21 protein-coding genes are annotated in these 26697 nt (G+C 66.9%); 15 read left to right on the forward strand and 6 right to left on the reverse strand.

Annotated elements, in window-relative coordinates; translation table 11 throughout:
* Window positions 1–38 precede the first annotated feature (38 nt).
* Both kce and AC10V3_RS33465 read right to left on the reverse strand, forming a co-directional pair.
* On the reverse strand, window positions 39–974 hold the full coding sequence (kce, locus tag AC10V3_RS33460) for a 3,5-dioxohexanoate:acetyl-CoA acetone transferase (RefSeq protein ID WP_022539710.1): 936 nt from the start codon (window positions 972–974) through the stop codon (window positions 39–41).
* 16 nt (window positions 975–990) lie between these two features.
* Entirely contained in the window at window positions 991–1983 is a 993-nt protein-coding gene (locus AC10V3_RS33465; protein ID WP_022539711.1) for a tripartite tricarboxylate transporter substrate binding protein, read from the reverse strand.
* A gap of 344 nt (window positions 1984–2327) precedes the next feature.
* Between AC10V3_RS33465 and AC10V3_RS33470 the strand changes: the two genes are divergently transcribed.
* The 8 genes from AC10V3_RS33470 (at window position 2328) to AC10V3_RS33505 (ending at window position 11007) form a co-directional block, all read left to right on the forward strand.
* Window positions 2328–3386, forward strand: coding sequence for a beta-keto acid cleavage family enzyme (locus AC10V3_RS33470; protein WP_022539712.1), 1059 nt, complete (start codon window positions 2328–2330; stop codon window positions 3384–3386).
* A 226-nt stretch (window positions 3387–3612) separates the two neighbouring features.
* Window positions 3613–4614: an AraC family transcriptional regulator gene (locus AC10V3_RS33475; protein WP_022539713.1), complete on the forward strand. Its 1002-nt coding sequence runs from the start codon at window positions 3613–3615 to the stop codon at window positions 4612–4614.
* Between the two features lie 158 nt (window positions 4615–4772).
* Entirely contained in the window at window positions 4773–4868 is a 96-nt protein-coding gene (locus AC10V3_RS33480) for a zinc-binding dehydrogenase (RefSeq protein ID WP_490924327.1), read from the forward strand.
* A gap of 173 nt (window positions 4869–5041) precedes the next feature.
* The gene (locus AC10V3_RS33485; RefSeq protein ID WP_041681865.1) at window positions 5042–5884 is read left to right on the forward strand and encodes a TauD/TfdA dioxygenase family protein; all 843 of its coding nucleotides are present in this window, start codon (window positions 5042–5044) and stop codon (window positions 5882–5884) included.
* A 116-nt stretch (window positions 5885–6000) separates the two neighbouring features.
* Entirely contained in the window at window positions 6001–6570 is a 570-nt protein-coding gene (locus tag AC10V3_RS33490; protein WP_041681866.1) for an RBBP9/YdeN family alpha/beta hydrolase, read from the forward strand.
* A gap of 150 nt (window positions 6571–6720) precedes the next feature.
* Window positions 6721–7956, forward strand: coding sequence for a porin (locus tag AC10V3_RS33495; RefSeq protein ID WP_022539716.1), 1236 nt, complete (start codon window positions 6721–6723; stop codon window positions 7954–7956).
* Window positions 7957–8427: 471 nt separating this feature from the next.
* Window positions 8428–9645 carry an acyl-CoA dehydrogenase family protein gene (locus tag AC10V3_RS33500; protein ID WP_022539717.1) on the forward strand — a complete coding sequence of 406 codons (1218 nt, stop codon included), beginning with the start codon at window positions 8428–8430 and terminating at the stop codon, window positions 9643–9645.
* A gap of 21 nt (window positions 9646–9666) precedes the next feature.
* Window positions 9667–11007 (forward strand): LLM class flavin-dependent oxidoreductase, encoded by a 1341-nt coding sequence (locus AC10V3_RS33505; RefSeq protein WP_022539718.1) that lies wholly within the window; start codon window positions 9667–9669, stop codon window positions 11005–11007.
* 62 nt (window positions 11008–11069) lie between these two features.
* On the opposite strand, the gene AC10V3_RS33510 is transcribed toward AC10V3_RS33505, so the two are convergent.
* The 4 genes from AC10V3_RS33510 to AC10V3_RS33525 form a co-directional block, all read right to left on the reverse strand.
* Window positions 11070–16265, reverse strand: a complete 5196-nt coding sequence (locus AC10V3_RS33510; protein ID WP_490923945.1) for a trifunctional serine/threonine-protein kinase/ATP-binding protein/sensor histidine kinase — start codon at window positions 16263–16265, stop codon at window positions 11070–11072.
* Window positions 16266–16392: 127 nt separating this feature from the next.
* On the reverse strand, window positions 16393–17604 hold the full coding sequence (locus AC10V3_RS33515) for a YbfB/YjiJ family MFS transporter (RefSeq protein WP_490923946.1): 1212 nt from the start codon (window positions 17602–17604) through the stop codon (window positions 16393–16395).
* 109 nt (window positions 17605–17713) lie between these two features.
* Window positions 17714–18598 (reverse strand): LysR family transcriptional regulator, encoded by an 885-nt coding sequence (locus AC10V3_RS33520; RefSeq protein ID WP_490923947.1) that lies wholly within the window; start codon window positions 18596–18598, stop codon window positions 17714–17716.
* A gap of 43 nt (window positions 18599–18641) precedes the next feature.
* Window positions 18642–19301 (reverse strand): response regulator transcription factor, encoded by a 660-nt coding sequence (locus AC10V3_RS33525; RefSeq protein ID WP_454753451.1) that lies wholly within the window; start codon window positions 19299–19301, stop codon window positions 18642–18644.
* A gap of 334 nt (window positions 19302–19635) precedes the next feature.
* Here AC10V3_RS33525 and AC10V3_RS33530 point away from each other — a divergent pair, with 334 nt between their 5' ends.
* The 7 genes from AC10V3_RS33530 to AC10V3_RS33560 all read left to right on the forward strand — a co-directional run bounded on the left by AC10V3_RS33530 (window position 19636) and on the right by AC10V3_RS33560 (window position 26694).
* A complete protein-coding gene (locus AC10V3_RS33530) occupies window positions 19636–20322 on the forward strand; it encodes a hydrolase (RefSeq protein ID WP_022539721.1) in 687 nt (228 codons plus the stop codon).
* 82 nt (window positions 20323–20404) lie between these two features.
* Entirely contained in the window at window positions 20405–21226 is an 822-nt protein-coding gene (locus AC10V3_RS33535; protein WP_490923948.1) for an alpha/beta fold hydrolase, read from the forward strand.
* A 5-nt stretch (window positions 21227–21231) separates the two neighbouring features.
* Window positions 21232–23172, forward strand: coding sequence for an amidohydrolase (locus AC10V3_RS33540; RefSeq protein WP_490923949.1), 1941 nt, complete (start codon window positions 21232–21234; stop codon window positions 23170–23172).
* A 27-nt stretch (window positions 23173–23199) separates the two neighbouring features.
* On the forward strand, window positions 23200–23664 hold the full coding sequence (locus AC10V3_RS33545) for a DoxX family protein (protein ID WP_022539724.1): 465 nt from the start codon (window positions 23200–23202) through the stop codon (window positions 23662–23664).
* A gap of 5 nt (window positions 23665–23669) precedes the next feature.
* Complete coding sequence (locus tag AC10V3_RS33550) at window positions 23670–25298, forward strand: MFS transporter (protein WP_022539725.1); 1629 nt, start codon at window positions 23670–23672, stop codon at window positions 25296–25298.
* A 21-nt stretch (window positions 25299–25319) separates the two neighbouring features.
* Window positions 25320–25601, forward strand: coding sequence for a XapX domain-containing protein (locus AC10V3_RS33555; RefSeq protein WP_022539726.1), 282 nt, complete (start codon window positions 25320–25322; stop codon window positions 25599–25601).
* Window positions 25588–26694 carry a porin gene (locus AC10V3_RS33560; RefSeq protein WP_022539727.1) on the forward strand — a complete coding sequence of 369 codons (1107 nt, stop codon included), beginning with the start codon at window positions 25588–25590 and terminating at the stop codon, window positions 26692–26694. Before AC10V3_RS33555 ends, AC10V3_RS33560 begins: the two co-directional genes overlap by 14 nt.
* Window positions 26695–26697 lie beyond the last annotated feature (3 nt).

Here is a 26697-nt window from a genome sequence, read left to right on the forward strand (position 1 = left end):
GCGAATGCGAGGAACGGTGCGCGGTTGCGCACAGCGGGTCAGAACGCGACCGCATGCTTTCCTTTCAGTTGCAGCATGTCGCGCGTTTCATCGGGCGTCGCCACTTCCAGGTTCAGCGATCTCAGGATCGAAACAATGCGCTGCACTTGCCCGCCGTTGCTCGTTGCGAGCCGGCCCGGCCCATCCCAGAGGGAATCCTCGAGCCCCACCCGGACATTTCCGCCCATCGACGCTGCCATGGTGGCAAGCGGAAACTGGCTGCGGCCGGCGCCCAGCACGGACCAGTAGTAGTCCTTGCCGAACAGCCGCTCCGCCGTCCTGCGCATATGCATGACGTCGTCGGGGTGAGAGCCGATTCCGCCCAGCAGGCCAAAGACCGACTGAATGAAAAACGGTGGCTTGAGGATGCCGCGGTCGATGAAATGCGCCGCCGTGTAGAGGTGGCTGGTGTCATAGCACTCGATTTCGAACCGGGTGCCATGGTCTGCGCAGGATTCAAGGATGTAGCGGATCTCCTTGAAGGTATTGCGGAACACCCGGTCTTCCGAACCTTCCAGGTAAGGCCGCTCCCAGTCGTACTTGAATTCCTTGTGCCGGCCAAGCATCGGATACAGGCCGAAGTTCATCGAACCCATATTCAGCGAAGCCACTTCCGGCTTGAGCTGCAACGCGGGCTGCAGCCGCTCTTCCACCAGCATGTTTGGCGCGCCGCCGGTGGTGAGATTGATCACCACATCCGAACGCTCGGCAATGGTCGGAAGAAAGGCCCGGAACAGCGCCGGGTCCTGCGACGGCTGGCCGTTCTCGGGCTTGCGCGCATGCAGATGGACGATCGAGGCGCCGGCTTCGGCGGCCGCGATCGCCTCCCGGGCGATCTCATCCCCCGTAATCGGGAGGTAAGGCGACATGGTCGGCGTGTGAATTCCGCCGGTCACGGCGCAGGTCACGATGACCTTGCTTTGGGGTGCTGCCATGACTGGTGTCTCCGCTTCATTCAGCCTTGAAGTTGATCGAGCGCAATAGCTTGCCCTGGCGTTCGTGGGATTCACGCACGTCCGCGGAAAGCTCTTCGCTGGTAGCCGCCGAACCGACCTCCATGCCCAGTTCCTCGACCTTTTTCCGGACTTCCGGCGATTGCGTCGCCTTGAGCGCGGCGTCGCGCATCTTCGACACCACAGCTGGCGGTACGCCTTGCGCTGACCAGAGCCCCATCCAGCTGACTTCCTTGAGGTCGGGGAATCCCAGTTCGGCGAAGGTCGGCACATCAGGGAGCGCGGGGACCCGCTTGGGGTAGGCAATGGCAAAGGCCCGTAGCTTCCCCGACTTGATGAACGGAAGCGAAGTTGCCGGGCCGTCGAACATGAGCGGAACGTGCCCGCCCATGACGTCCTGTAACGCAGGCGGCGACCCCTTGTAGCTCACGTTCCCCGCCGTCAGTCCGGCAAGGCGATTGAATTGCACAGCGATGGTCTGGCTACGCATGCCGGGACCGAAATTCGCATAGTCGACCTTGCCCGGGTTCGCCTTGACATAGGTGATCAGTTCGCCGAGGCTTTTCGCGGGCAGGCCGGGATTGCCGACAAGTACGAGGCCCTGCCGGGTAAGCTGTGCAATCGGAACGATTTCCTTGAACGGGTCGTAGGACACCTGCATGGTGTGGGGCACTTCCGCGGCAATGCCCTTTTGAATCAACAGGAAGGTGTAGCCGTCCCGCGGCGCCGACAGCAGGCCATGAACGCCGATCGTTCCCGCTGCGCCGGCCTTGTTCTCCACGATCACAGGCTGTCCGAGCGGGCGTTGCAGCTCATGCGCAAACAGGCGCGCCAGGATATCTGCCGTTCCACCCGGCGGGGCGCCAACGATGATCCGCACGGGCTTGGTCGGCCACTCGGCGGCATTCGCCGCGGGCGCGGCCGACAGCAGTGGAACAAGGGCAATCGTGAGCGCCAGGGCCTGGCGCGCAATCGAGGGGGCGCGTTTCATCGAAATTCCTTTCGTGGTGCCAACTGGGTGGCGACTGAACACAGATTCTGTGGGGTCGCTCCGCCAGGCGCTTTGCATTGCACGACAGAGTCTTTGCAAATCGCGCCAAGGGCCCGGCCTGCCGGCGGCAAGCGAAATCCTGCAGCACCCGGGATAGCAGGCATGTCTAGAGCGCCGCTTGCGGACGTCGCCACTTCTCGTTTTCTTCTCTGTCCCAAATAAGCAAATGAATGTCCCCGATAAGCAAGCGGGGAATTGCGGGTGCCCGGGATACTCGGGGGAACGGATCGAAGCCGGATGCCTCCTGCTGAACCGACCGCAACCTATCCCCCTGGAGAACAAACATGAATTTTCTCGACGGCCACCTCTTCCCCGAAAACCAGCAACCCCTGATCATCACGGCCGCACCCTATGCGCCCGGCTGGTTGCCTGGCGACTTTCCCGAGGACATCCCGGTCACGATGGAGGACCAGATCCAGAAGGCGGTGGACTGCTACAACGCCGGTGCCACGGTGCTGCACCTGCATGTGCGCGAACTCGATGGCCGGGGCAGCAAGCGCCTGTCCAAGTTCAATGAACTGGTTGCCGGCGTGCGCAAGGCGGTGCCCGAGATGATCATCCAGGTCGGCGGTTCGATCTCCTTCGCCCCCGAGAACGAAGGCCAGGCCGCCAAGTGGCTGTCTGACGATACCCGCCACATGCTGGCCGATCTCGAACCCACGCCGGACCAGGTCACGGTGACCGTCAACACCTCGCAGATGAACGTCACCGATCAGGCCGAAGATGCGGATTTCAGGGGCACCTCGCGCGCAAACCCCGCGATCTTCGACGCCTACAAGGAAATGACGGTGCCCGCGCAGCCGGGTTGGGTGGAGGAGCATGTCCGCCGCCTGACTGCCAAGGGCATCCAGAGTGCATTCCAGTGCTACAACCTCAACAGCTTTGAGTCGGTGGAGCGTCTGATGCGCCGCGGCTTCTACAAGGGCCCGCTGGTCATGAACTGGGTGGCCATCGCCGGCGGCATGGATACGCCCAGTGTCTACAGCCTCGCAAACTTCATTCGAGCTGTGCCCGATGGCGCCGTGGTCACGGTGGAAAGCAACGTGCGCAACGTACTGCCGGTCAACATGATGGGCATTGCCGCGGGCCTGCACGTGCGCTGCGGCACTGAGGACTGCCTGTGGAACCAGTCCCGCACCGAGAAGATGAGCACGGTGAAGCAGATCGAGCAGCTGGTGCGGATCTCGCGCGAGTTCGGCCGCGAGATCGCCACCGCGAAACAGGCGCGCGAGATCTCGAAGATCGGCGTGTTCTATGACACGGTGGAGGAATCCCTGCAGGCGAACGGCTTCGCCCCCAATCGCAACGGGGGCAACCAGGGCTTCCTGCGCAAGACGTTCTGAGCGCGGATCAGCGACAACTGACGTTGTCGGCTTGCCGGGAGAGCGGCCGGACGGTGGCGCATGTGTGCAGTGCACGGGAGCCGGCGAGCGGGCGCCTCCGGCCGCACCTCGCGATAGGTGTTTACTCCAACTTCTATATAGGAATCTTGACACAGCCTGGGGCTGAAAATACCTTCACTGTCAGCAACGCCGCGTCACCGACCGGCGACGATTCGCCTGAGATCCCATGAGCATCCTGATTCGCAGCGCCCTCCTGGTCAAGTTCTCCGAGATTGCCCGCACGCTGGGTGTCGACCCGGAGCGCATGATCCACCACGTCGGGGCCGACCAGTCCTGTATATGTTCGCCGGACCTGCATGTCCCGGAAGCGTGGCTGGCCGAGGTGCTGGATTCCACCGAGCAGGCCTCCAGCTGCGCTTCGGTGGGCCTGCTGATGGCGGAAGCGTGGCGGCTGTCTGACTTCGGCCCCATCAGCCTGCTGCTGCAGCACCAGCCGACGCTGCGCCATGCACTGGGGCAGGTGGAGACCTATCGTCACCTGCTGAGCGAGTCCCTTTCCCTCCACGTCGAGGAAGCCGACGATATCGCCATCGTCCATCAGCAGTTGATTACGGAGAGGTCCGAGCCGGGAAGGCAGCGTGTCGAGCTTTCGGTCGGCGCGCTGCTGTGCCTGATGAAATCGATGCTGGGGGGACGGTGGAAGCCGCGCAGCGTGCATTTCTCGCATGCCGCGCCCGCAAGCCTTCATATCCACCATCGGCTGTTCGGCACAAGAGTCGACTTTGGATGCGACTTTAACGGCATCATATTGGACCAGCAGGACCTTGATCGACCCAATCCGCTGGGCGACGTGAACCTGTCCCGCTACGCCAAGGAGTTCCTTGACCAGAATTCGCGCGGCAGACAGGCTTCCATGGCGTCCAACGTCCGTCGCGCGGTCCACATGCTGTTGCCGCGCGGCCGAAGCGGCATCGACCAGGTGGGCGAGAAGCTCGGGATGAGCGCCCGCACGCTGCAACGACGGCTTGAGCAGGAAGGCGAAGAGTTCTCCTCCGTGGTGAATGAGGTCCGACGCGGCCTGGCCAACCGCTACCTTGGGGACCACAGATATCCCGTGTCCCAGGTCGCGATGCTGGTCGGGTTCTCCGAGGTAAGCACCTTCTCTCGCTGGTTCAGCGCGCAATTCGGCAAGTCACCGACGCGCTGGCGCGGCGAACTGCTTATGTGAGCAGGCTAGCCATGCCAGTACCGTGGACCGCCTGACGACCGGGTCCGCATCGATACCCTCGGCCCGACATCAGCGCCTGGCAGGAACGCCTCGATTGCATCCAGGCGTGCGCACGCGATCTGCTTCCATTCTTCCGCGAAGGCAAGCTTCGCCTCCCGATCGACCGCACCTTCCCGATGGATGCGATCGCCGACGCCTACGCGTACATCGCGAGCAGCCAGCACATGGGCAAGATCGTGCTCGTTGCCGATTAAGTTCCGGGCTCGCTCAGCGGCAGCGTTGCCACTTTCCGTGGTCCTGGCGCGACTCGCCAAATTGTGGCGCGATGGGTCAAGCGCGCGGTGACGCGAGTGCCGACAATCGAAGCCAGGCTATCTGCTACCGGCCGGTGGGCCTGTCAATCTCACACGCCAAAGGAAGAGTCGTTATGCAAGTCAATCCCCTCACATGCTCGATTGGAGCCGAACTGTCGGGCGTGAATCTCGCCGACGTGGCGCGGGACGATACGCTGTTTGCGGAGATCAAGGCACTGCTGTTGAAACACCGGGTGCTGTTCTTCCGCGACCAGGACATCACGCGCGCCGACCATGTTGCATTCGCCAGGCGCTTCGGTGAGCTGGAAGACCACCCTGTCAACAATACGGTACCGGGGTACCCGGGCCTGATCGAGATCTACAAGAGCGACAAGCGGGATCATTTCGAGAATACCTACCACACCGATGCGTCGTGGCGCGCGAGCCCGCCCAAGGGCGCGGTGCTGCGCTGCATTTCGTGCCCGGACGTGGGTGGCGACACCATCTGGGTGAACATGGTCGAGGCCTACAAGAACCTGCCGGAAGAGATCAAGCAGAAGATTGCGGGTCTGCGTGCCAAGCATGGGATCGAGCATTCGTTCGGCGCGATCATGACCACGGAGGAGCGTGAGGAACTGGTGCGGAAGAACCCCCTGGTGGACCACCCGGTGGTCAGGACGCACCCGGAGACAGGAGAAAAGATCCTGTACGTGGGACCGTTCTCGACGCACTTCATCAACTACCACACGCCGGAGAACGTGCGCGTCGGCCAGGACAAGACCCCGGGCGCAAGCCTGCTGCTGAACTACCTGATCAGCCAGGCTGCGATTCCGGAGTACCAGGTGCGCTTCCGCTGGAAGCCGAACAGCGTAGCGATCTGGGACAACGTGGCGACACAGCACTACGCCGTGAGCGACTACTGGCCGGCGCCGCGCAGGATGGAACGCGCCACGATCAAGGGCGATCGCCCCTTCTGAGGATGGTACGCGCCCGGCACTGCATAGGCGCGACCGCATTACCACGAGACGCTGGCCACGCCACGCATCCCGCCGTCGCGCGGGAACGTCCACGCCTAACTATGAACTCGAACTCCATGACCTCCAACAAGCTGCCGACGGTTGTGATCGTCCCGGGCCTGCGCGATCACATGCCCGATCACTGGCAAACGCTGCTGGCCGAGCATTTGCAGAAGCAAGGCAGAGCCGTACACATCGTGCCCCAGATCGACCAGGACCAAAGGCTGCGCAGTGCGCGGGTGGCCAACCTGGATCGCGTCGTGAGCGGCATCGAAGGCCCGGTCATCCTGGTGGCCCACAGCGTCGGCGTTCTGATCACCGTGCACTGGGCGCAACAAGCCAGCCGCGAAATCAAGGGGGCGCTGCTGGCCGCACCTCCTGATTACGAGACGCCCTTGCCCGCCGGCTACTCCGACCCGCAGACGCTGGCGAGGAATGGCTGGACACCGGTGCCGCGCGAGCGCCTGCCGTTTCCCAGCATCGTCGTCGCCAGCCGCAATGACCCGATCGGCAAGTTCGAGCGCATCCGCGAGCTTGCGCAGGACTGGGACAGCCGCTTCGTCGACGCCGGCCACGTCGGCCATCTTTCGCCAGCCGATGGATATGGCACGTGGCCGATGGCGGAGGAACTGATTCAGGAGTTGTAAGCAGCAGCAAGGGCTTCAGCTGTCAGGTGAAGCCCGTGGGACCGTTCCATGGCGGCAACGGCAAGGCAAGGCCCGGCCTGCGGGCAGTAAGCCGGCAGCCAGGTCATTGCGAATCAACCAAGAACACAGACAAGGGAGGCAAGGTTGCAGATGAGGAAGGACAAGAACAAGCGTTGGGTCAGGCAAGGGGAAGCGCTGAAGTCAGACGGACGGGCTCGATGGACAGGCTCGCTCATCACCCTGGCCGCACTGGGCACTTTCGCCGGCGTGGCCTCGGCACAATCGAGCGTCACCCTCTATGGGGTGGCTGACATGGCCATCGAGTATGTCAATCATGTCGGCGTGGTACCGACCGCCGCCAATGGATTCAATCCGGGGCCGGGCAACAGGGTTTACCGCATGGACTCCGGCGGCCTGGCAGGTTCCCGCTGGGGTCTGCGCGGCGTGGAGGACCTGGGCAGCGGCACCAAGGCGATCTTCGTGCTGGAATCGGGCTTTAACCTGGATACCGGCACGCTGCAGCAAGGTGGCCGCATCTTCGGCCGTAATGCGTATGTTGGCCTGCAGAGCGATCGCTACGGGCAGATCACCTTTGGTCGCCAGTACACGTCGCTGTTCGATGTAATGGCAAACTTCGTTCCGGCTGCCTACGGAACGCTGTATGAGCCGTCGGCAGTGCTGCTCGGCCCGAACTTCCGCGAAGACAACACCGCGAAGTACAAGGGTGTCTTTGGTCCGCTGAGCGCCTCGGCGCACTGGTCCTTCGGCACCGGACTGGCCTTGCCGCAAACAACACCCGGGGGCGTTGCATTGGGTGGAAGTGGCGAGGTACCCGGGCAGTTCCGTCGGGACTCCGCCTACGGCGCAGGGCTGAGCTACAACGGCGGGGCGTTCGGCGTGGCCGCTGGCTACGATCAGCTGAATCCGACCATTGGCACCGGCACCGGCACCTTCAAGAGTGCTGCCGTGGCGGCCAGCTACACGTTCGGCACCACCGCCAAGATCATGGCCGGCTACCGCTGGAACATGAACAAGGATCAGAGAGATGTCCTGATAAAACGGGATGACTTCTACTGGATCGGCGCCAGCTACAAGGTCATACCCGCGCTGGAACTCACGGTCGAGTACAACTACGACAACGTCAGGAACCTGTTCGGCAGTACGTCCGTTGCCAATCCCTGGCAGGTTGCATTCATTGCCACCTACGGCTTCTCGAAGCGCACTGACGTCTACCTGACCACGGCGTTTTCCAAGAACGCTGGCCTGACGCTCGACTCGGCGGCGAATGGCTATGCCAGCAGCCTCGCTCTTGGCAACAGCTATTCCCTGGGCAGGGGCGAGAGCACCATGCTGGGTGCCGCGATTGGCGTTCGGCACAAGTTCTGATGTGCAGCCGGTCTGCAAGACGCGTATTTCGCTGAGTCAGCCGTGCTCGGTCTAGCCCACCGCTCATGCTACTGACCTGGCGTTGCACTTCATTAGCAGAGGTTGTCTCCGCCTGAATGCCGACCATCCGCTAAGCGACACTTTCCACGTCATTCCCGGCTTCAGAGGATCCACGGGCATAGGCTTGTGGATCCTCTTTTTGATTTGAAGCAGGCGCTGATTCATTCCAGATCCGGACCCACGCATCCGGCACCATGGCATGCGTACCAGGCTGACAGCCTGGTCTCTCGACAACGCGCCACGAACCGCGCCCTGCCACGCTCCGAGGCCTCAGTCGCCGTTTCGGTCTGGCTCTGCATCGTATCGCCGCGCAAGTCTCTGCGCATATCGATATGGCCTTTCCTTCGTTCCCCCGCCGGCCCCCGTTCCCTATCCTGAGCCCCTACGCATCCGTCAGGGAGGGACTCACTCATGAACGCACCGTTGGACTTCGATGCCCGGCATGCGCTGCGCGCCGCGCTGGAACAGGTGCCGGCGCTGGCGCAGGACATCGGCGTCGACGCCGCCGCGCGCGAGGCGCGGCGCGTGCTGCCCTATGAGGGCTTCGCGCTGTTCCGCAAGTCCGGACTCGGGCTGCTTAGGCTGCCAGTGGAATGGGGCGGGCTGGGCGGATCGCTGGTCGACCTGTTCGAGGTCATCGCCACCATCGCGGCCGACGAATCGAATGTCGCGCACGCGCTGCGCATCCACTTCGACCAGACCGAATTGCTGCGCCTGGCGCCGCGCTCGGCGTTCAACGACCTGCAGGTACAGCGCATCGTCGAGGGCGCGACCTTCGGCGGCGCCTCCACCGAGCGCGGCACTTCGCGCCCGGGAGAAATCACCACCGCGCTGCGCCGAGACGGCGACCACTATCGCCTGAGCGGCAAGAAGTACTACGCCACCGGCACCGCCTTTGCCGACTACGCACGCATCAACGTGCGCGACGCCGACGGCGCCGACGTCTTCATCATCATCCCGACCAACCGCCCCGGCTTCAGCGTGGTCGACGACTGGGACGGCATGGGGCAACGGATGACGGCCAGCGGCAGCCTGTTGTTCGATGACGTGCAGGTGTTCGCCGATGAAGTGGCGCCGCGCGCCAACAGCACGCTGGCCGGACGCCATTGCGGCGCGCTGCGCCAGCTGCACCTCGTCGCGGTGGCTGCGGGTATCGTGCGCAATGCCTGGGCCGATGCCCGGCACTATGTGCTCGACCATGGCCGCCCGGTGCTGCACAGCCCGGCGCCGACCGCGCGCGAGGACCATTTCATCCAGCAGGTGATCGGCGACCTGGCCGCGCACAGCCATGCCATCGACGCGCTGGTGCGCGAGAACGCGCGCGTGCTGGACCGTTCGGCCGATGCGCTGCTGGCGCAGACGGACGACGCCGGAGCGCTGGTGCTGGAAGGCGCCCTGGCAACGGCCCAGACCCAGCTCGTGGTCAGCAAGCTGGCGCTGCACGTGGCGGAGCGCTTGTTCGAAGCCGGCGGCGCTTCGGCGACTGCACGGCGGCACAACTTCGACCGTCACTGGCGCAACCTGCGCACGATCTTCAGCCACAACCCGCTGCTGCACAAGGCGCGGGTGGTGGGCGCGTACCACCTCAACGGCGACACCACGCACCTCACCGAAGGCCGCGTGTTCTGAGGAAGCGGCCCGGAGACCCCGATGACAGCAAGCCCCTCGCAACGACAGCTGCACCTCAATATCAACGCCCTCCATGCCGGCTTCGTGCCGTCGGCGTGGCGGCTGCCCGCCAGCGATCCGCGCGCGTTCTTCGACGTCGGCCACTACGTGCGCGTGGCGCGCATCGCCGAAGCGGGCAAGTTCGACGCGATCTTCCTGGCCGACAATGCCTCGATCGCCGACCAGATCAACTTCCGGCCGATCACGGCGCTGGAACCGACCCTGCTGCTTGCCAGCGTCGCGGCGGCCACCACGCATATCGGCCTGGTAGCCACGGCATCGACCAGCTACAACGAGCCCTACAACATCGCCCGCCGCTTTGCCACGCTAGACCATGTCAGCGGCGGCCGTGCCGGCTGGAACGTGGTGACCACGGCCGATGCCGGCTCGGCGCGCAACTTCGGCCGGGCCGCGCCGCCCGAGCACGGGCATCGCTATGCGCGCGCCGACGAGTTCACCCGCATCGTCAAGGCGCTGTGGGACAGCTGGGAAGACGACGCCTTTATTGGCGACAAGGACAGCGGGCGCTTTGTCGATACCGGCAAGCTGCAGCCGATTGCCCACCACGGCACGTTCTTCGACGTGCAGGGGCCGCTGAACCTGCCACGTTCGCCACAAGGCCATCCTGTCGTGTTCCAGGCCGGCGGATCCGCCGATGGCCGCGAGCTGGCGGCGCTGCATGCCGAAGCGGTGTTCTCCGCCTCGCAGTCGTTCGACGAGTCGCTCGCCTACAAGCGGGAGATCAATGCGCGCGCCGAAGCGCTCGGGCGTGGGCCGAACGCGGTGAAGGTGCTGCCGGGCCTGACCACGATCATCGGCGCCACCGAGGCGCAGGCACGGCAACGCCGCGACGAGCTGGTCGACCTGATTCCGTGGGACTACAGCCTCACGCGCGTAGCGGGAACGCTTGGCATCCCGGTGGAGCGTCTCAGCCTGGACGCGCCGCTGCCGGATAACCTGCCCCTGCCCGCCAACGGCAACCACACGTTCTTCCGCGCCACCGTGGCGCTGGCGCAGCGCCAGCGCCTGACGGTGCGCGCGCTGATCCGCGAACTCGCCGGCGGCGGCGGGCATCGCGTGATCGTCGGCACGCCCGAGCAGATCGCCGACGACATCGAACACTGGTTCCGCCACGGCGCCGCCGACGGCTTCAACCTGATGCCCGATGTGCTGCCGGATGGCCTGCAGCACTTTGTCGACGGCGTGGTGCCGATCCTGCAGCGGCGCGGCATCTTCCGTACGGAATACGAGGGCACCACGCTGCGCGCGCACCTGGGCCTGGAAAGACCGGCGGGACGCTTGCCGGCGCAAGCCGCGGCGTAAGCGGAAGTCCGCATTTGCCGGTTCGCCAGCGCCGGCACCCCATCGCCCGCGTCGCGATGTGCTCAGGAGGCGCCCGCCAGCGGCGGCACTCCCTCGCACACCGGCAGGCGGAACATGAACTCGCTGCCGCCGCCGCGGCGGGCGCGGACCTGCAGCGTGCCGCCATGCGCCTCGATGATGGAACGGCAGATGGCGAGCCCCATGCCCATGCCGTCCTCCTTGGTCGTGAAGAACGGCTCGAACACCTGGCCCAGCACCTCGTCCGGAATGCCCGCGCCCCGGTCCTGCACGCTGACGACGACGGTGTCCTGCTCCCGGTACGAGGTCACGACCAGCTCGCGCTGCTCGACCGGCGTTTGCGCCATCGCATCCAGCGCATTGGTGACCAGGTTCAGCACCACCTGCTGCAGCTGGACGCGATCGGCTTCGACCGTCGCCAGTCCCGCCGCCAGGCGCGTGACGACCTTGACGTTGTGCTCGTCGGTATCCACGCGCACCATGCTCAGCACTTCGCGCAGCACATCGTCGGGCTGCAGCGGCGTGAGCACCGCGGGGGCCTGCTTGGCCAGCGCGCGCAGCGCGCGGATGATCTCGGCGGCGCGCATGGCGTTCTGCTTGATATCGGTGAACCCGTCCAGCGCCTCGGCGATCTCTGGCCTGGGCCGGTTCAGCCAGCGCAGGCTGGCGTCCACGGTGGCTACGATAGCCGTCAGCGGCTGGTTCACTTCGTGGGCGATCGACGCCGCCAGGCTGCCCATCACGGTCAGGTGCGAGGTGCGGGCCAGTTCCGAGCGCGCCGTGTGCAGGTTCATCTCGGCGGCGACGCGGCGGTTGTTCTCGTCGATCAGTTGTTCGTACAGGCGTGCCGTCTCCAGCGAGATCGCGACCTGCGGTGCCAGCACTTCCAGTTCCGCGATCCGGGCTGCATCGAAGACCCCCGGGGCCAGGTTGTTTTCCAGGTAGAACACGCCGATCAGGCTGCCGCCCCGCAGCAGCGGCAGGCACAGCACCGAGCGCAAGCCGTTGGGGATGGCGCCCTTGGTCCGGATCGACGGCGCCTCGACCATGGCGTCGTCCAGCGCCAGCGTCTGCCGGGTTCGCAGCACGCTGTTAAGCACCGCCAGCGGCAAGGCCTGCTCGGTCGGCACCGCCGCGCCGAGCGCAACCGCCACGTTGCCATCGACCACGCGGCCGGAGGCTTCGATCATCGGCTGCTCGCCGCGCATCAGCAGCAACAAGCCGTACTGCGCGCCGGCATGGATCACGACATGGGTCATCAGGGTTTCGATCAGCCGGTCCATGACGATCTCCGTGGACATCGCCCTGGCAGCCTTCATGCCCAGTTCCCAGCGCGCCGCGGTGTGCTTGCTGTCGGCGGCACCGGCGGCGGCCTCGCCAGGCCCTGCCTCGTCCAGTTGCGGATAGCCCGTGGTCAGCAGCATGGCCTTGTGATCCGCGCCCCAGCGGCGATAGCCGGCGCGGGCCGCGCGCAGATGCTGCGCCGCCGCCGTCGGCAGGCCGCTGGCTTCGCACAGCATGCCGGCAAGCTCGTGCGCCAGCGCCTGTTCGTGGACGAATCCCGCGGCGGCGGCGGCGGTGGCCGACTGCTCATAGCAAGCCAGCGCCTGCAGCGCATCGCCGCGCAGGCGCGCCAGCTCCGCGTCGACCAGCAACAGCTTGCCGTGGAAGGTCAGCGGGTTCAGCGCTGCCCAACGCGCGAAGCAATCACGATGCGCGGCCAGGGCACCCATGACCTGGCCGCGATCGGATGAAGCCGCGGCCGAGCGCGCCAGCCCGATGGCAAGGTACAGCCGGCAATCCGACACGTTGAAATGGGCCGGCGCCGACCAGATCAGCGCCTTGGCTTGCGTCAGGCTGCGCACTGCGTTGTCCCATTCCTGCCGGAACACAGACGCCATGCCGTCGTAGAGCCAGATCCAGAACCTGGTCGGCAGCGAGATGCTGCGCGCGACCCGCTGTGCCGCGGTCATCTGGCGGCTGGCCTCGCCATGTAGCGCAGCCTCGTCGCCAACGCGCAGCCGATGCAGGAAATGATGCTGCGAATACAGGATCAGTTCGATATCCCGGTACTGGACCAGCCGCGTCAGCGCCAGGCCACGGCCGATCTCTTCCTCCACCAGCCGCAGGTGCTCGCCCATGGCGAGCAGGTCGGAGGCGATATGGTTGCAGGCATAGCAGGCCATGCCGATATCGCCCGAGGCCCGCCCCAGCGTGACCGCGCGCTGCGCATGGCCCAGCGCGTAGGACAGCGGCCGGGTCCAGGCGCTGACCTGGTCGACCGCCACCAGCGTGGCGATGCGCTCGGCCTCGTAGCCATGGCGGTCGATCAGGTCCATCGCCGCCTGTCCCCAGGCGAGCCCGTCCTCGTATTCCTCGTACAGGCTGGCGATGAAAACGCCGAACCAGGACAGGCCATACGGCGATTCAGGCGTGGCGCCGTGCTCCAGCGTCAGCTCGACCATCTTGGCCACGTGCAGGAAGCTGATACCGTCACGCACGAACAGCGAGGAGATCAGCGTGGACAGCAGGCCCATGGCAGTCTGGATGCGACTGTCGTTGGTCGCCGCCAACATGCCCAGGCTGTCGATGGTCCGTGTGCCCAGCGCCGTCCTGACCGCGTCATAGGCCTCGCGCATGCGCGCCGGCGTGGGGCCGCGCTCCAGGTGGATTTCGAGCAGCGCCAGGCCGGACAGCGCGGCGTTGATCGCGCCCTCGTAGTCCGAGCGCACGGTCTGCAGGCTGGCCTTCAGGCGATGCACGGCGGCCTTGTCCGGCGCCGGCAGGTCGCGCGTGAGCAGCGCATCGATCTGGCGCGATGCATGCTCCAGCTTGGCCTGTGCCAGCAGGCATTCGCAGTGCAGCAGGCTGGCGGCGTAGGCAAGCGCGTAGTGCGTCGACCACCACGACGGCTGCATCAGCGCGAAGGCCGTGTCCGTGTAGCGCGTGGCCTGCGCGATCGCGGCGCTGCGCTTGGCGCGCTTGCCGGCCAGCAGCAGCACCGGCACGAAGGCGACGCGCTCCGCTTCCGACAAGGCATGGCCGGCCGCGCGCTCGATCTGGTTGCAGATCTCGAAGGCATACCCGGCGAGCTGGTCCTGCCAGTGCTCGATCATGATGCCGGCGATGCGGGCATGCGCGGCCGGGCGGTCCCGTGGATCGGTCATGGCATACGCGGATTCCAGCACTCGGTCATGCTGGAAGGCATAGCCGTCCGGCACGCGCACCACCAGTCCCGCGTCCATGAACGGGCGCAGCCGCTCGCTGACCTGCAGCGGGCTGAGCTGCGCCACGCACGCCAGCAGGCCTTCCTCGCAACGCATGCCCACGCACGCCAGTTGCTGCAGCAGCGCCGTGCCCACGCCGGGCAGCCTGGCGAAGCGCCGCGTCATCAGGTCGACCACGCTGTCGGTATACCGGTTCTGCGCCGCGTCGGCCTCGCTCCATTCCCAGCCGCCGCTGTCGTCGCCGCGGTCGTTGCGGTAAGTCAGCACGCCATCGTCGACCAGTGCGCGCAACAGCTGGTACGAGAAGAACGGGTTGCCCGCGGTCTTGGCATGCACGGCGCGCGCCAGCGCCTCCACGCGCGCTGGCGGCTCGTTGAGCGCGGCCGCCACCAGTTCTGTCAGGTCCTGCCCGGCCAGCGGCCTGACGGCGATGCGCGTGACCGGCAGCGCGCCGGAGCGATTGGCATGCAGCAGCCAGGAGAAGCGCTGCTCGACGTCATGGCCGTGATCGCGATAGGCGGCGATCAGCAGCAGGTTGGCCGGCCGTTGCGCGGTGAAGGCTTCGAGCAGGGCGATGGTCGACGCGTCCGCCCATTGCAGGTCGTCGGCGAACAGCACCAGCGGCGCGCCCTTGTCGGCGAAGGCGGAGAACGTGGCCAGGATGGCGGTCTCCGCGCGGTCCTGCGCCTGCTGCGCCGGCACGTCGGACAGCGGCGCGGTGCGGCCCAGTATGTGCCCGGCCTCGGGCACCAGTTCGGCGATGGCCCTGCCCTGCCCCGCCAGCGCGCCGAGCCAGCGCTCCCGCAGCGGCGCCAGCGCGGCTTCCGGCGCGCCCAGCAGGGACAGCGTCAGCGCCCGGATCATCTGCGCGACCGGCGCGTAGGGAATATCGAGCTGCAGCTGGTCGCTCTTGCCGTTGGCGAAGCACACGCCCTGCTGTCCCGCCTGGCACGACAGCCAGGCCGCCAGCGCGGACTTGCCGGTGCCGGCGGCGCCGGCAATCAGCACAAGTTCCGACTTGCCGCTGTGGCTGACGCGCGCCAGTGCATCGGCGAGCATAGCGGTTTCACGCTCGCGGCCGAAGAGTTCGCCTGACACGTTCAGCGTGGAGGTCGCTCCGGCGGCATCGAGCGCGAACGGCGTGATCTCGCCGTGTTCGCGCCAGTCCGCCTGGCAACGCAGCAGGTCGGCCAGCAGCGAGGTGGCGCCGGCGTAGCGGTCCGCCGGGTCCTTGGCCATCAGCCTGAGCACGATCGAACCCAGCACGGGCGCAATGTCTGGCTGGCGCGCCTGCGGCGGCACCGGCTCGATGGCGAGATGGGCGTGCTGCCAGGCCGTGGGCGAGTCGGCCATGAACGGCAGCGCGCCGGTCAGCATCTGGTAGAAGGTGACGCCGAGCGAATAGAGGTCCGACCTGGCGCTGGTGCGCACCTGGTCGTGGCGGGCGACTTCAGGCGAGAGATACGCCAGTGCAGCCGGACCGGGATGCGGGACCACGGGCGGCATCACGTCGAGCGCCGTGGCATGGTCAAAGCCTGTCAGGCGCACGCCGGCGCTGCCGTCGACCAGCAGGTTGTGTGGCCGGATATCACCATGCAGCAGGCCGTGCGCATGCGCGGCCGCCACGGCACGCGCGCTGCCGATGGCAAGTTCGAGAAAGCGCGCGAGGGGCATGGGGCCAGCGGTCAATGCGGCGGCGAGCGTCGACGACGCCCCGGCCCCGTACACCACCACCATGCGGTCCGCCGTGCGCAGTGTCGCCACCGGCACGGCCGCCCATTCCGCCTGCAGGCGCCCGGCCCAGCGCGCTTCGTCCTGCAACGGCTCGCACGCTGGCAGCGGCGCGCTGCGGGCGAACCAGCGGGCCTGCGTGTGCGGGTCGGTGCGCGGGTCGGACAGTTCGAGATAGCTGATGCCGCCCGACACATGGAGCACGGTCTGCGCCACCCGCATCAGCCAGGCGTGGTCGAAGTTCAGCTCGGATGCCCGCTTCGGGCGGTTGCCAGACGTCATGGGTGCAAGGATTGGTCGGAGGGCCCGGAGGCAAGCTCATGCAGATTCCAGAATGAAACCCGCTTCGCTATGCCGTGCCATTCTAACCGCCGCCCCCCCGGCAGGATGCCCCGCTCCCGCGGACGCCTTATGCCCGCTTGTAGAGCAGCCGCGCGATGAACGGTTGCAGCCCGTTGAGCTCGGACAGCACCGCCACGCCCAGCGCAGTGGCGGCGATCACGAACAGCAGCCGGTGGTTGCCGCCGGTGGCGCTGAAGATCGCCGAGTACCCGTAGCCTGCCAGCGCCTGGAACGCGGCAAAGCTGATGGTGGCGCGGCTCCAGGCCTGGTTCTGGGCACGGGCATCGTGCGGGATCAGCTCGTGGATGCGCGCCAGCGCCAGCGGCACGATGCCGGGCGGGAACATGCCGACGAACAACGTTGCCAGCGCCAGCCAGGCATGGCTGCCGGCCGCGTACAGCGTGGCCACGGCCACCGCCTGCACCAGCAGCACCAGCCGCAGCGCCGGGCGTGCGCCCAGGCGATCCGCCAGCCAGCCGTACAGCGGCGGCCCCATCATCGCGCCGACGCCATAGATCACCCAGAAGCGCGCGCCGACCTGCGCGCCGGCACCGAGCCCGCGCGCGATGAAGTCGACCAGGAACACCATGGCCGGCACCAGCGCGACCGCCATCAGGCCGTACTGGCCGAACAGCAGCGCGATGCCGGGCTCGGTCCGTGCAGGGCGCGCCTGCACCTCCGCCGGCGCATCCGCTTCCACCGCTTGCGCCGGCCAGGCGAACCATGTAGCGATCGTCAGGGCAGCAGAGATGGCGGCGAGCCCGATCCACGTGGCGCGCAAGCCGTCATCGAGCAGCACGGGCACGATCGTCCCGGAGCCCGCAATGCCGACCCCGATGCCGAGGAAGATGGCGCCGCCGGCGATGCCGCGACGCTCGCGCGGCACATGGGGCAGCACGGTGGCGGCGACCAACACCATGATGGCCCCGCCCGACACGCCCGACAGCAGCCGCCAGAAGAAGAACCACGCGACCGACAGCGGGAACGCGCACGCCACGAAGGCCATCGTCACCAGCGCCATCATCGCGCGCAGCGCATGCGTGCCGGACATTCGCCGCGCCAGCGGATGGCCGATCAGCGCGCCGACCAGGTAGCCGGCCAGGTTGACCGCTCCGAGGAAGACCACATTGGACGAGGAGAACCAGTGCGCCTCGATCAGCGCCGGTACCAGCGGCGCGTAAGCGAAGCGGGCCAGCCCGATGCTGGCGAGGCTGGCGGCAAAGCCGGCCAGGATGTATTGCCAGACGCGCGTGGCGTCTGCGGGAACCTGCGGGGACATGACAGACCTTTACCGGGAGCCGATCCGGAGATCGCGATACAGGTCAGTGTAGGTATGCCCCACGCAGGATGAACGCAGCACATTGCCATGGCTGCGATGCAAAATTGCATCAATCCGCGGGGCCTTCGTGGCGGCTGAATTCCTCCACCACGGCGTCGATCATGGCGCGCACCCGGGCGGTATGGCGCAGGTCCTGGTGCGTGACAAGCCACACCTCGTAGCCGCCGCCGCGCTCGCGCCGCGGCCACACCCTGACCAGCCCGTCCTGCTCGGCCAGCGGCACCGGGATCTCTCCCATCGCCACGCCGGCCTTGACCAGCGTGCGCAGCACCAGGCTGGAACTGACGCCCGACACGATGCGCCCGGCGTGGATGGGTTCGCCGACGAGGGTCGGCACCCGGCTGGCGGCCAGGTGGGGCTGGTAGATCACCAGGTCGTGGCCGGCAAAGCCTTCGCCATCGACGGGCTCGCCCTGCCTGCGCAGGTAGTCCTCGGACGCGTACAGGCCGATCGGCCAGCGCGCCAGCAGCCGGGCAACCAGGTCGGGGTTCTCGGGCTTGATATTGCGGATGGCGATATCGGCCTCACGCCGGGCGAGGTTGACCATCTGCGTGGAGGTATTGAGCTGGATGTGCACATCCGGATGCTCCGCATGCAGCCGGGCGATCGCGGGGATCACGAATGCCATCGCCAGCGTATCCGTGGTCGTGACCTTGACCTCGCCCTCGAGCCGCTTGTCGGTGCCGTGGGCCTGGCGCACCAGGTCGTTGGCGAACTGCTCCATCTTCTCCGCCGAGCGCAGCACGCTCTCGCCGGCGGGCGTCAGCACGTAGCCTTCGGAAGTGCGCAGGAACAGCGTGGCGCCCAATGCATGTTCGAGCGCCGCGATACGCCGCCCGACCGTAGCCTGGTCGACGCCGGCCACGCGCGCGGCACGCCGCAGCGCCCCTTCGCGCTGCAGCGCGAGGAAGATGCGTGCGTCGTCCCAGTTCACGATGCCAGGCGGGGGCTGCCGTCCGCGCAGGGACCGGGCATGCTCAGCCGCCGACCTTGCAGATGCCGAGCTGCTGCGCCATCAGCACCAGTTCCGCGAAGGTGCGCGCCTTCATCTTGCGCATGGCCTGGCCGCGGTGGATCTTCACCGTCACCTCGCTGATGCCGATCTCGGCGGCGATCTGCTTGTTCAGCAGGCCCGCCACCGCCAGGCCCATGACCTCGGTTTCACGTGGCGTCAGTGCCTGGTGGCGGGCGCGCAGCGCTTCGACCTGGCGCAGGCCCTCGCGACGCACACGGTCTTTCTCCAGCGCGGCCGCCACCGCATCGAGCAGGTCCTGGTCGCGGAACGGCTTGGGCATGAAGTCTTCGGCGCCCGCCTTCATAGCCGCGACGGTCATGGCGATATCGCCGTAGCCAGTCATGAAGATGATCGGGATGGGGATGCCCATCTGGCCAAGGCGGGACTGCAGGTCGAGCCCGCTCGGGCCGCGCAGCCTGACATCGAGCACCAGGCAGCAGGGCGTGTCGGGCACGGGGAACGCCAGCAGTTCAGCGGCCGAGGCGAACAAGGTCACGTTCAGGCCGACGGAGCGAAACAGGCTGCCCAGCGCGCGGCGCAGCGCGGCGTCGTCGTCCACCACCAGCACCATCGCGTCATCGCTCGCACTGGCGTCGGCAGGCTCCAGGCTTTGGGATGTCACGGTCAGATCTCCAGTCGCTCGGAACGGTGACGCCGATTATAACCAGCAAGTACGTCACCGCAACGACCGCGCGTTGAGCACGGCAGTGACGCACTGGCCACTCATACCAATGTATTAGTCGGATGCGCGCCAGCCACCGCATCCCCCGCGAAGCTGCGGCCGCCCACGCACCATGCCGGCGCATCCGGGGCGGCACCGACTAATACGAACATACGACTGGCCGCAGGCGCCGATGCCAACTAGTCTTCCACTGGACTGCGCTGCGGTCATCCCCCGGATCCGGCGATCCCTCTCATGCGCGCCTGCGCTCAACCCTGTCCCAAGGAACGACATCATGTCCAATCCGAAGCTCGAAGTCCTCACCCCGCACAACAGCCAGCTGATCATCATCGACCACCAGCCGCAGATGGCGTTCGGCGTGCAATCGATGGACCGCCAGGCGATGAAGAACAATGTCGTCGGCCTGGCCAAGGCGGCAAAGATCTTCAATATCCCGACGACCATCACCACCGTCGAGAGCGAGTCATTCTCGGGCTTCACCTATCCGGAACTGCTCGACGTGTTCCCGGACCAGAAGACGCTGGAGCGCACCTCGATGAACTCGTGGGACGACCAGAAAGTCCGCGACGCGCTCAAGGCCAACGGCCGCAACAAGGTCATCGTCGCCGGCCTGTGGACCGAGGTCTGCAACACCACCTTCGCGCTGTGCGCGATGCTTGAAGGCAACTACGAGATCTACATGGTGGCCGATGCCTCCGGCGGCACCAGCAAGGAAGCGCACGACTACGCGATGCAGCGCATGGTGCAGGCCGGCGCCGTGCCCGTGACCTGGCAGCAGGTGCTGCTCGAATGGCAGCGCGACTGGGCCCACCGCGACACCTATGACGCCGTGATGAAGCTGGTCAAGGAGCATTCGGGCGCCTACGGCATGGGTGTCGACTATGCCTACACCATGGTCCACAAGGCCCCGCAGCGCACGGCGACGCCGCACGAGTCGGTCGCGCCGGTGCCGGCCCGCTGATCTCGCTGAGCTTGCTAAGCGAGCGTTCGACATAAGCGAGCGTTCGACAGCGTCGTCCCACTCTCCCTGGAAAGGATCTCCCATGAGCTTCGTCACCACCAAAGACGGCACCCGCATCTTCTACAAGGACTGGGGCTCGGGCCGCCCGGTCGTGTTCTCGCACGGCTGGCCGCTCAATGCCGATGCCTGGGATGCGCAGATGCTGTTCCTCGCGCAGCAGGGCTTCCGCGTGATCGCCCATGACCGGCGCGGCCACGGCCGCTCGGACCAGCCCGCGCAGGGCAACGACATGGACACCTACGCTGACGACCTGGCGGCGCTGCTCGACGCACTCGACCTGAAGGACGCGACGCTGGTCGGCCACTCCACCGGCGGCGGCGAAGTCGCGCACTACATCGGCCGCCATGGCACCAGCCGTGTGGCCAAGGCCGTGCTGATCGGCGCCGTGCCGCCCCTGATGCTGAAGACCACGGCCTATCCCAACGGCCTGCCGATCGATGTGTTCGACGGCATCCGCAAAGGCGTGGCCGAGAACCGCTCGCAGTTCTACAAGGATCTGGCGGTGCCGTTCTTCGGCTTCAACCGTCCGGACGCCAAGGTCTCGCAGGGCACCATCGACGCGTTCTGGGCGCAGGGCATGGCCGGCGGCATCGTTGGCCAGTACGCCTGCATCCGGGAGTTCTCGGAGGTGGACTACACCGAGGACCTGCAGAAGATCGACGTGCCCGCGCTGATCCTGCATGGCGATGACGACCAGATCGTGCCGATTGACAACTCGGCGCGTCTGTCGGCCACGATCGTGAAGAAAGCCACGCTCAAGGTCTATCCGGGCGCCTCGCACGGCATGTGCGTCATCAACGCAGAACAGGTCAATGACGACCTGCTGGCCTTCCTGAACGCATAAGCCTTATGTCAGTCACCCGCCGGCAATTCATCGCCTCCGCTGCCGCGCTCGGCGCGGCGGCTTCTTCGGAGATCTTCGCCATGCAGGCAAGCACCCCACCAGACCTCATCCTCGTCAACGGCAAGTTCGCCACGCTCGACAAGTCCAACCCGCAGGCGGATGCCGTTGCCATCCACGACGGACGCTTCGTCGGCGTGGACACGCGCCAGGACATCATGAAGCTGGCCGGGGCGCAGACGAAGGTCGTCGACCTGAAGGGCCGGCGGGCCATTCCCGGGCTGATCGACAGCCATATGCATATCATCCGCGGCGGCCTGAACTACAACATGGAGCTGCGCTGGGACGGGGTGCGCTCGCTGGCTGATGCGATGCGCATGCTGAAGGACCAGGTCGCGCGTACCCCTGCGCCGCAGTGGGTGCGCGTGGTGGGGGGCTTCACCGAGCATCAGTTCGCCGAGAAGCGCCTGCCTACCGTGGAAGAACTGAACGCCGTGGCGCCCGATACGCCCGTGTTCATCCTCCACCTGTACGACCGCGCGATCCTCAACGGCGCCGCGCTGCGCGCGGTGGGCTACACCAAGGACACGCCCAACCCGCCCGGCGGCGAGATCCTGCGCGATGCGCGCGGCAACCCGACCGGCCTGCTGCTGGCCAAGCCCAACGCCACCATCCTCTATGCCACGCTGGCCAAGGGACCGAAGCTGCCGCCCGAATACCAGAAGAACTCCACGCGCCATTTCATGCGCGAGGTCAACCGGCTGGGCGTTACCGGCGTGATCGACGCAGGGGGCGGCTACCAGAACTATCCCGAGGACTACAGCATCATCGAGGAGCTGCACAAGGAGGGGCAGCTCACGGTGCGGCTGGCCTACAACCTGTTCACGCAAAAGCCCAAGGAAGAACTCAGCGACTTCAAGACCTGGACGTCGAAGGTAAAGCCCGGCCAGGGCGACGACCTCTACCGCCACAACGGCGCCGGCGAGATGCTGGTCTACACCGCGGCGGATTTCGAGGATTTCCGCGTCGAGCGCCCCGACATGGCGCCGTCGATGGAGGCCGACCTCGAGCCCGTGATCCGCCTGCTCGCCGAGAAGCGCTGGCCGTGGCGCCTGCATGCGACTTACGACCAGACCATCACGCGCTCGCTCGACGTCTACGAGAAGGTCGCCAAGGACATCCCGTTCGATGGCCTGAACTGGTTCTTCGACCACGCCGAGACCATCTCCGACCGCAATATCGACCGTATCGCCGCGCTCGGCGGCGGCATCGCCGTGCAGCACCGCATGGCCTACCAGGGCGAGTATTTCGTCGAACGCTATGGCGCGCGCGCCGCAGAAGCCACCCCGCCGGTGAAGAAGATGCTGGAGAAGGGCGTCAAGGTCGGCGCCGGCACGGACGCCACGCGCGTGGCCTCGTACAACCCGTGGGTATCGCTGTACTGGCTGACCACCGGCAAGACCGTGGGCGGCATGTCGATGTACCCGCAGGCCAACCTGCTCGATCGCGAGACCGCGCTGCGGCTGTGGACCGAGGCCAATACCTGGTTCTCGTCGGAAGTCGGCAAGAAGGGCCAGATCAAGGTGGGCCAGCTCGCCGACCTGGCGGTGCTGTCGGCCGACTACTTCAGCGTGCCGGGCGACGAGATCCAGGACATCACCTCGGTGATGACCATTCTCGGCGGCAAGGTGGTCTATGGCGATGGCGACTTCGGCAAGCTCTCGCCCGAGATTCCGCCGGCGATGCCGGACTGGTCGCCGGTGCGGCACGTCGGCGGCTACCAGCCACGGCCGCAGGCGCGCAAGCTGGCGCTGAACACTGCTTGCGGCTGCGCCAGCTCGTGTGGCGTACACGGCCACGCGCATGCCAAAGCCTGGACCTCCGGCGTGCCGACCTCGGACGAGAGTTCGTTCTGGGGCGCGCTCGGCTGTTCCTGCTGGGCATTCTGAGCCTCAACCTGATGCGGAGACCCGGCCATGACTGAACCGACTACCTCGCTGACGCCGGCCTCCGCTGGTGGCGCCACCCATCCGCTGCCCGGCTGGTTGCGCTGGCTCGCGTTGCTGCTGCTCTGTGCGGCCTACCTGCAGGGCGGGCTGGTCAAGCTGGCCGACTTCCCCGGCGCGATCGCCGAGATGCAGCACTTCGGCCTGTCGCCGGCGGTGCCGATGGCGATTGCGACCATCGTGCTGGAGCTGGGCGCCTGCGCCATGATCCTGCTCGGCTGGCGCCGCTGGCTCGGCGCGCTGGCGCTGGCAGCCTTCACGCTGGCGGCCACCTTCGTCGCCAACCGCTTCTGGCAGGCGCCGCCCGATGCCCGCTTCATGATGGCCAATGCCTTCTTCGAGCATCTTGGCCTGGTCGGCGGCTTCCTGCTGGTGGCGTGGCATGACCTGCGCGAACGCACCGAGCGCAAGGGACTCACCGAAAAGGACAGGTGACCGGCATGGCAGAGCAAGCAATCCGCCCTTCGCCCGCGCCCGCCGGCGGCGGCACCTTCGCGCCGCTGGCGCAGGCCACCTTCGCGGTGCTGTGGGCCGCGACGATCCTCGGCAATATCGGCAGCTTCATGCGCGACGTGGCCAGCGCCTGGCTGGCCACCGACCTTTCCACTTCACCGGCCGCGGTCGCCACGATCCAGGCCGCCGCGACACTGCCGGTCTTCCTGCTCGCAATTCCCGCCGGCGTGCTGTCCGACATCCTGGACCGCCGCCGCTTCCTGATCGCGGTGCAGGTCGGGCTGGCCATGGTCAGCGGCACGCTGATGGTGCTGGCCTGGCGCCAGGCGCTGACCATCGAGATCCTGATCGGCATGGCCTTTCTCGGCGGCATCGGCGCGGCGATGATGGGCCCGACCTGGCAATCGATCGTGCCGGAGCTGGTGTCGCAACAGGAACTCAAGCGCGCCGTCGCGCTCAATGCGCTCGGCGTCAACATCGCCCGTGCGATCGGTCCCGCCGCCGGCGGCCTGCTGCTGGCGGCGTTTGGCGCGGCCACCACGTATGGCGTGGACCTCGTCAGCTATGTCTTCGTGATCGCCGCGCTGCTGTGGTGGAAGCGCCCGGCGCGTGAGGCCGACCCGCTGCGCGAACACTTCTTCGGCGCGTTCCGCGCCGGGATGCGCTTTACCCGCGCGCACAGCAAGCTGCATATCGTGCTGGCGCGCGCCGCCGTGCACTTTGCCTTCGGCAGCAGCATCTGGGCGCTGTTGCCGCTGGTGGCAAAGCAGCTGCTGCACGGCGGCGCCAGCCTGTATGGCGTGCTGCTGGGCGCGGTCGGCCTCGGCGCGATCCTCGGCGCGCTGGTGATGCCGCGCCTGCAGCGCAAGCTCGATGCCGACGGGCTGGTGCTGCTGTCGGCCATCGTCACCGCGGTGGTGATGGCGGTGCTTTGCATCGCGCCGCCGGTGTGGGTCGCGCTACCGCTGCTGCTGTTCCTCGGCGCGGCCTGGATCACCGCGCTGACCACGCTCGGCGGCGTGGCGCAGGCGATCCTGCCCAACTGGGTGCGCGGGCGCGCGCTCGCGGTCTACCAGATGGTGTTCAACGGCGCCATGGCGGCAGGCAGCCTGGTGTGGGGCTTCGTTGCCCAGGCGCTGGGCATTTCCGGCGGCCTGCTGGTGGCCGCGGGCGGCCTGGTGGTTGCGGCGCTGCTGCTGCATCGCCTGCGGCTGCCGCGCGGCGAAGAAGACCTGGGGCCCGCGCAGCACTGGCCCGAGCCGCAAGGCGCCGACGAGATCGCCCACGATCGTGGCCCGGTAATGATCCTGATCGAGTACTGCGTGCGCGCGGACGATCGCGACGCCTTCCTGCGCGCGGTGCACCAGCTCTCGGAAGAACGCCTGCGCGACGGCGCCTTCAACTGGGGCGTGATGGAAGACCCGGCCGATCCGGAGCTGCTGACCGAGTGGTTCCTGGTCGAATCGTGGGCCGAACACCTGCGCCAGCACCGGCGCGTCCCCCATGCCGATGCTGACCTGCAGCGCGAGGTCACGCGCTTCCATACCGGCGCTACACCACCGCGCGTGCGCCACCTGCTCGGCGTCGGCCTGCCCGCGGCGCCGTCCCGCCACTGACATTTTCCAGGAGCCCTTCCGATGAAGCTCTACCTCGTTTCCCTGGCCGCCGGCATCCTGGTCGGCATCATCTACGCCGTGATGCAGGTCCGCTCGCCGGCGCCGCCGGTGGTGGCGCTGATCGGCCTGCTCGGCATGCTGATCGGCGAACAGGTGGTGCCGCCGATCAAGCGCATGCTGGCGGGCGAACCGGTCACCGCCGCGTGGTTCCATGCCGAGTGCATGCCGAAGATCACCGGTACGCCCGGCCCCACGCTGAGCGCTGCCAGCAAGAGGCCCGCCGCGGACGATGCCGCGCACTGACGCGGCTTCGCTCGCGCTGCTCGGCGCCGGCCTGGCGCTGCTGTGCGCGCCGGCACTCGCGGCGAGCAGCGTGACGGTCTATGGCCGCCTGAACACCGCCATCGAATACAGCCGCGCCAGCACCGCCACCGACGGCACCGACCTCGGCAGCGTCGTGCGCCAGACCAACAATCGCTCGGTATTCGGCCTGCGCGGCGAAGAGGAGCTGGGCGGATCACTGAAGGCCGTCTGGCAGATCGAAAGCAACCTGTCGCTCGATACCGGCGAGGGCCAGATCGCCAGCCGCAACTCGCGCATCGGGCTGCAGGGCAGCTACGGCCTGCTGTTCATGGGGCACTGGCACACGCCTTACACCGAAGCGACGATGGGGTACGACCCGTACTACCCCACCACGGCCGGCTACATGGCGCTGATCGGCAATGGCTCGGCGTCGAGCACGGACAACGTCGAGAACACCAGCTCGTTCGACCGGCGGCAGAAGAACATCCTGCAATACCGCACGCCCCAATGGCGCGGCGTGAGCCTGTGGCTGGGCTGGGGGTTGCCCGAGGAGAAGGCCTCCGTCCCGCGCAATCCAGCGCTGTACTCGGTCGCCGCGGTCTATGAGCGCGGGCCGCTCAACGCAACGCTGGCCTGGGAGCGCCACCAGCACTACCAGGCCGCCGGCCGCAACGACGATGCGCTCAAGGCCGGCATGGCGTGGCAGGTGCTTGCCGGCACGCGCATCGCCGCGGTGTATGAGCACCTGCACTACCGCACCGATAGCGGCGACCTGCAGCGCAACGCGTACTACGTCTCGCTGGTGCAGCAGGCGGGAACCGGCAGCGTACGCATCGGGCTGGCCTATGCGGCCAACGGCACGGGCTCGTCGACCGACACCATCGGCTTCTTCCGCAGCGGCGCGCAGACGGGTGCCACGCAGTTCACGGTCGGCTACGACTACCCGCTGTCCCGGCGCACGGCGCTGTACGCCTACTACAGCCGGATCAACAACCAGCGCAACGCGGTCTATGACTTCGCCATCAACGACCTGGGCATTCGCGCCGGTGCCGACCCACAGACCTTGGCGCTAGGCATGCGGCACAATTTTTGATGC

The organism is Cupriavidus sp. PB-02 (assembly GCF_058252315.1).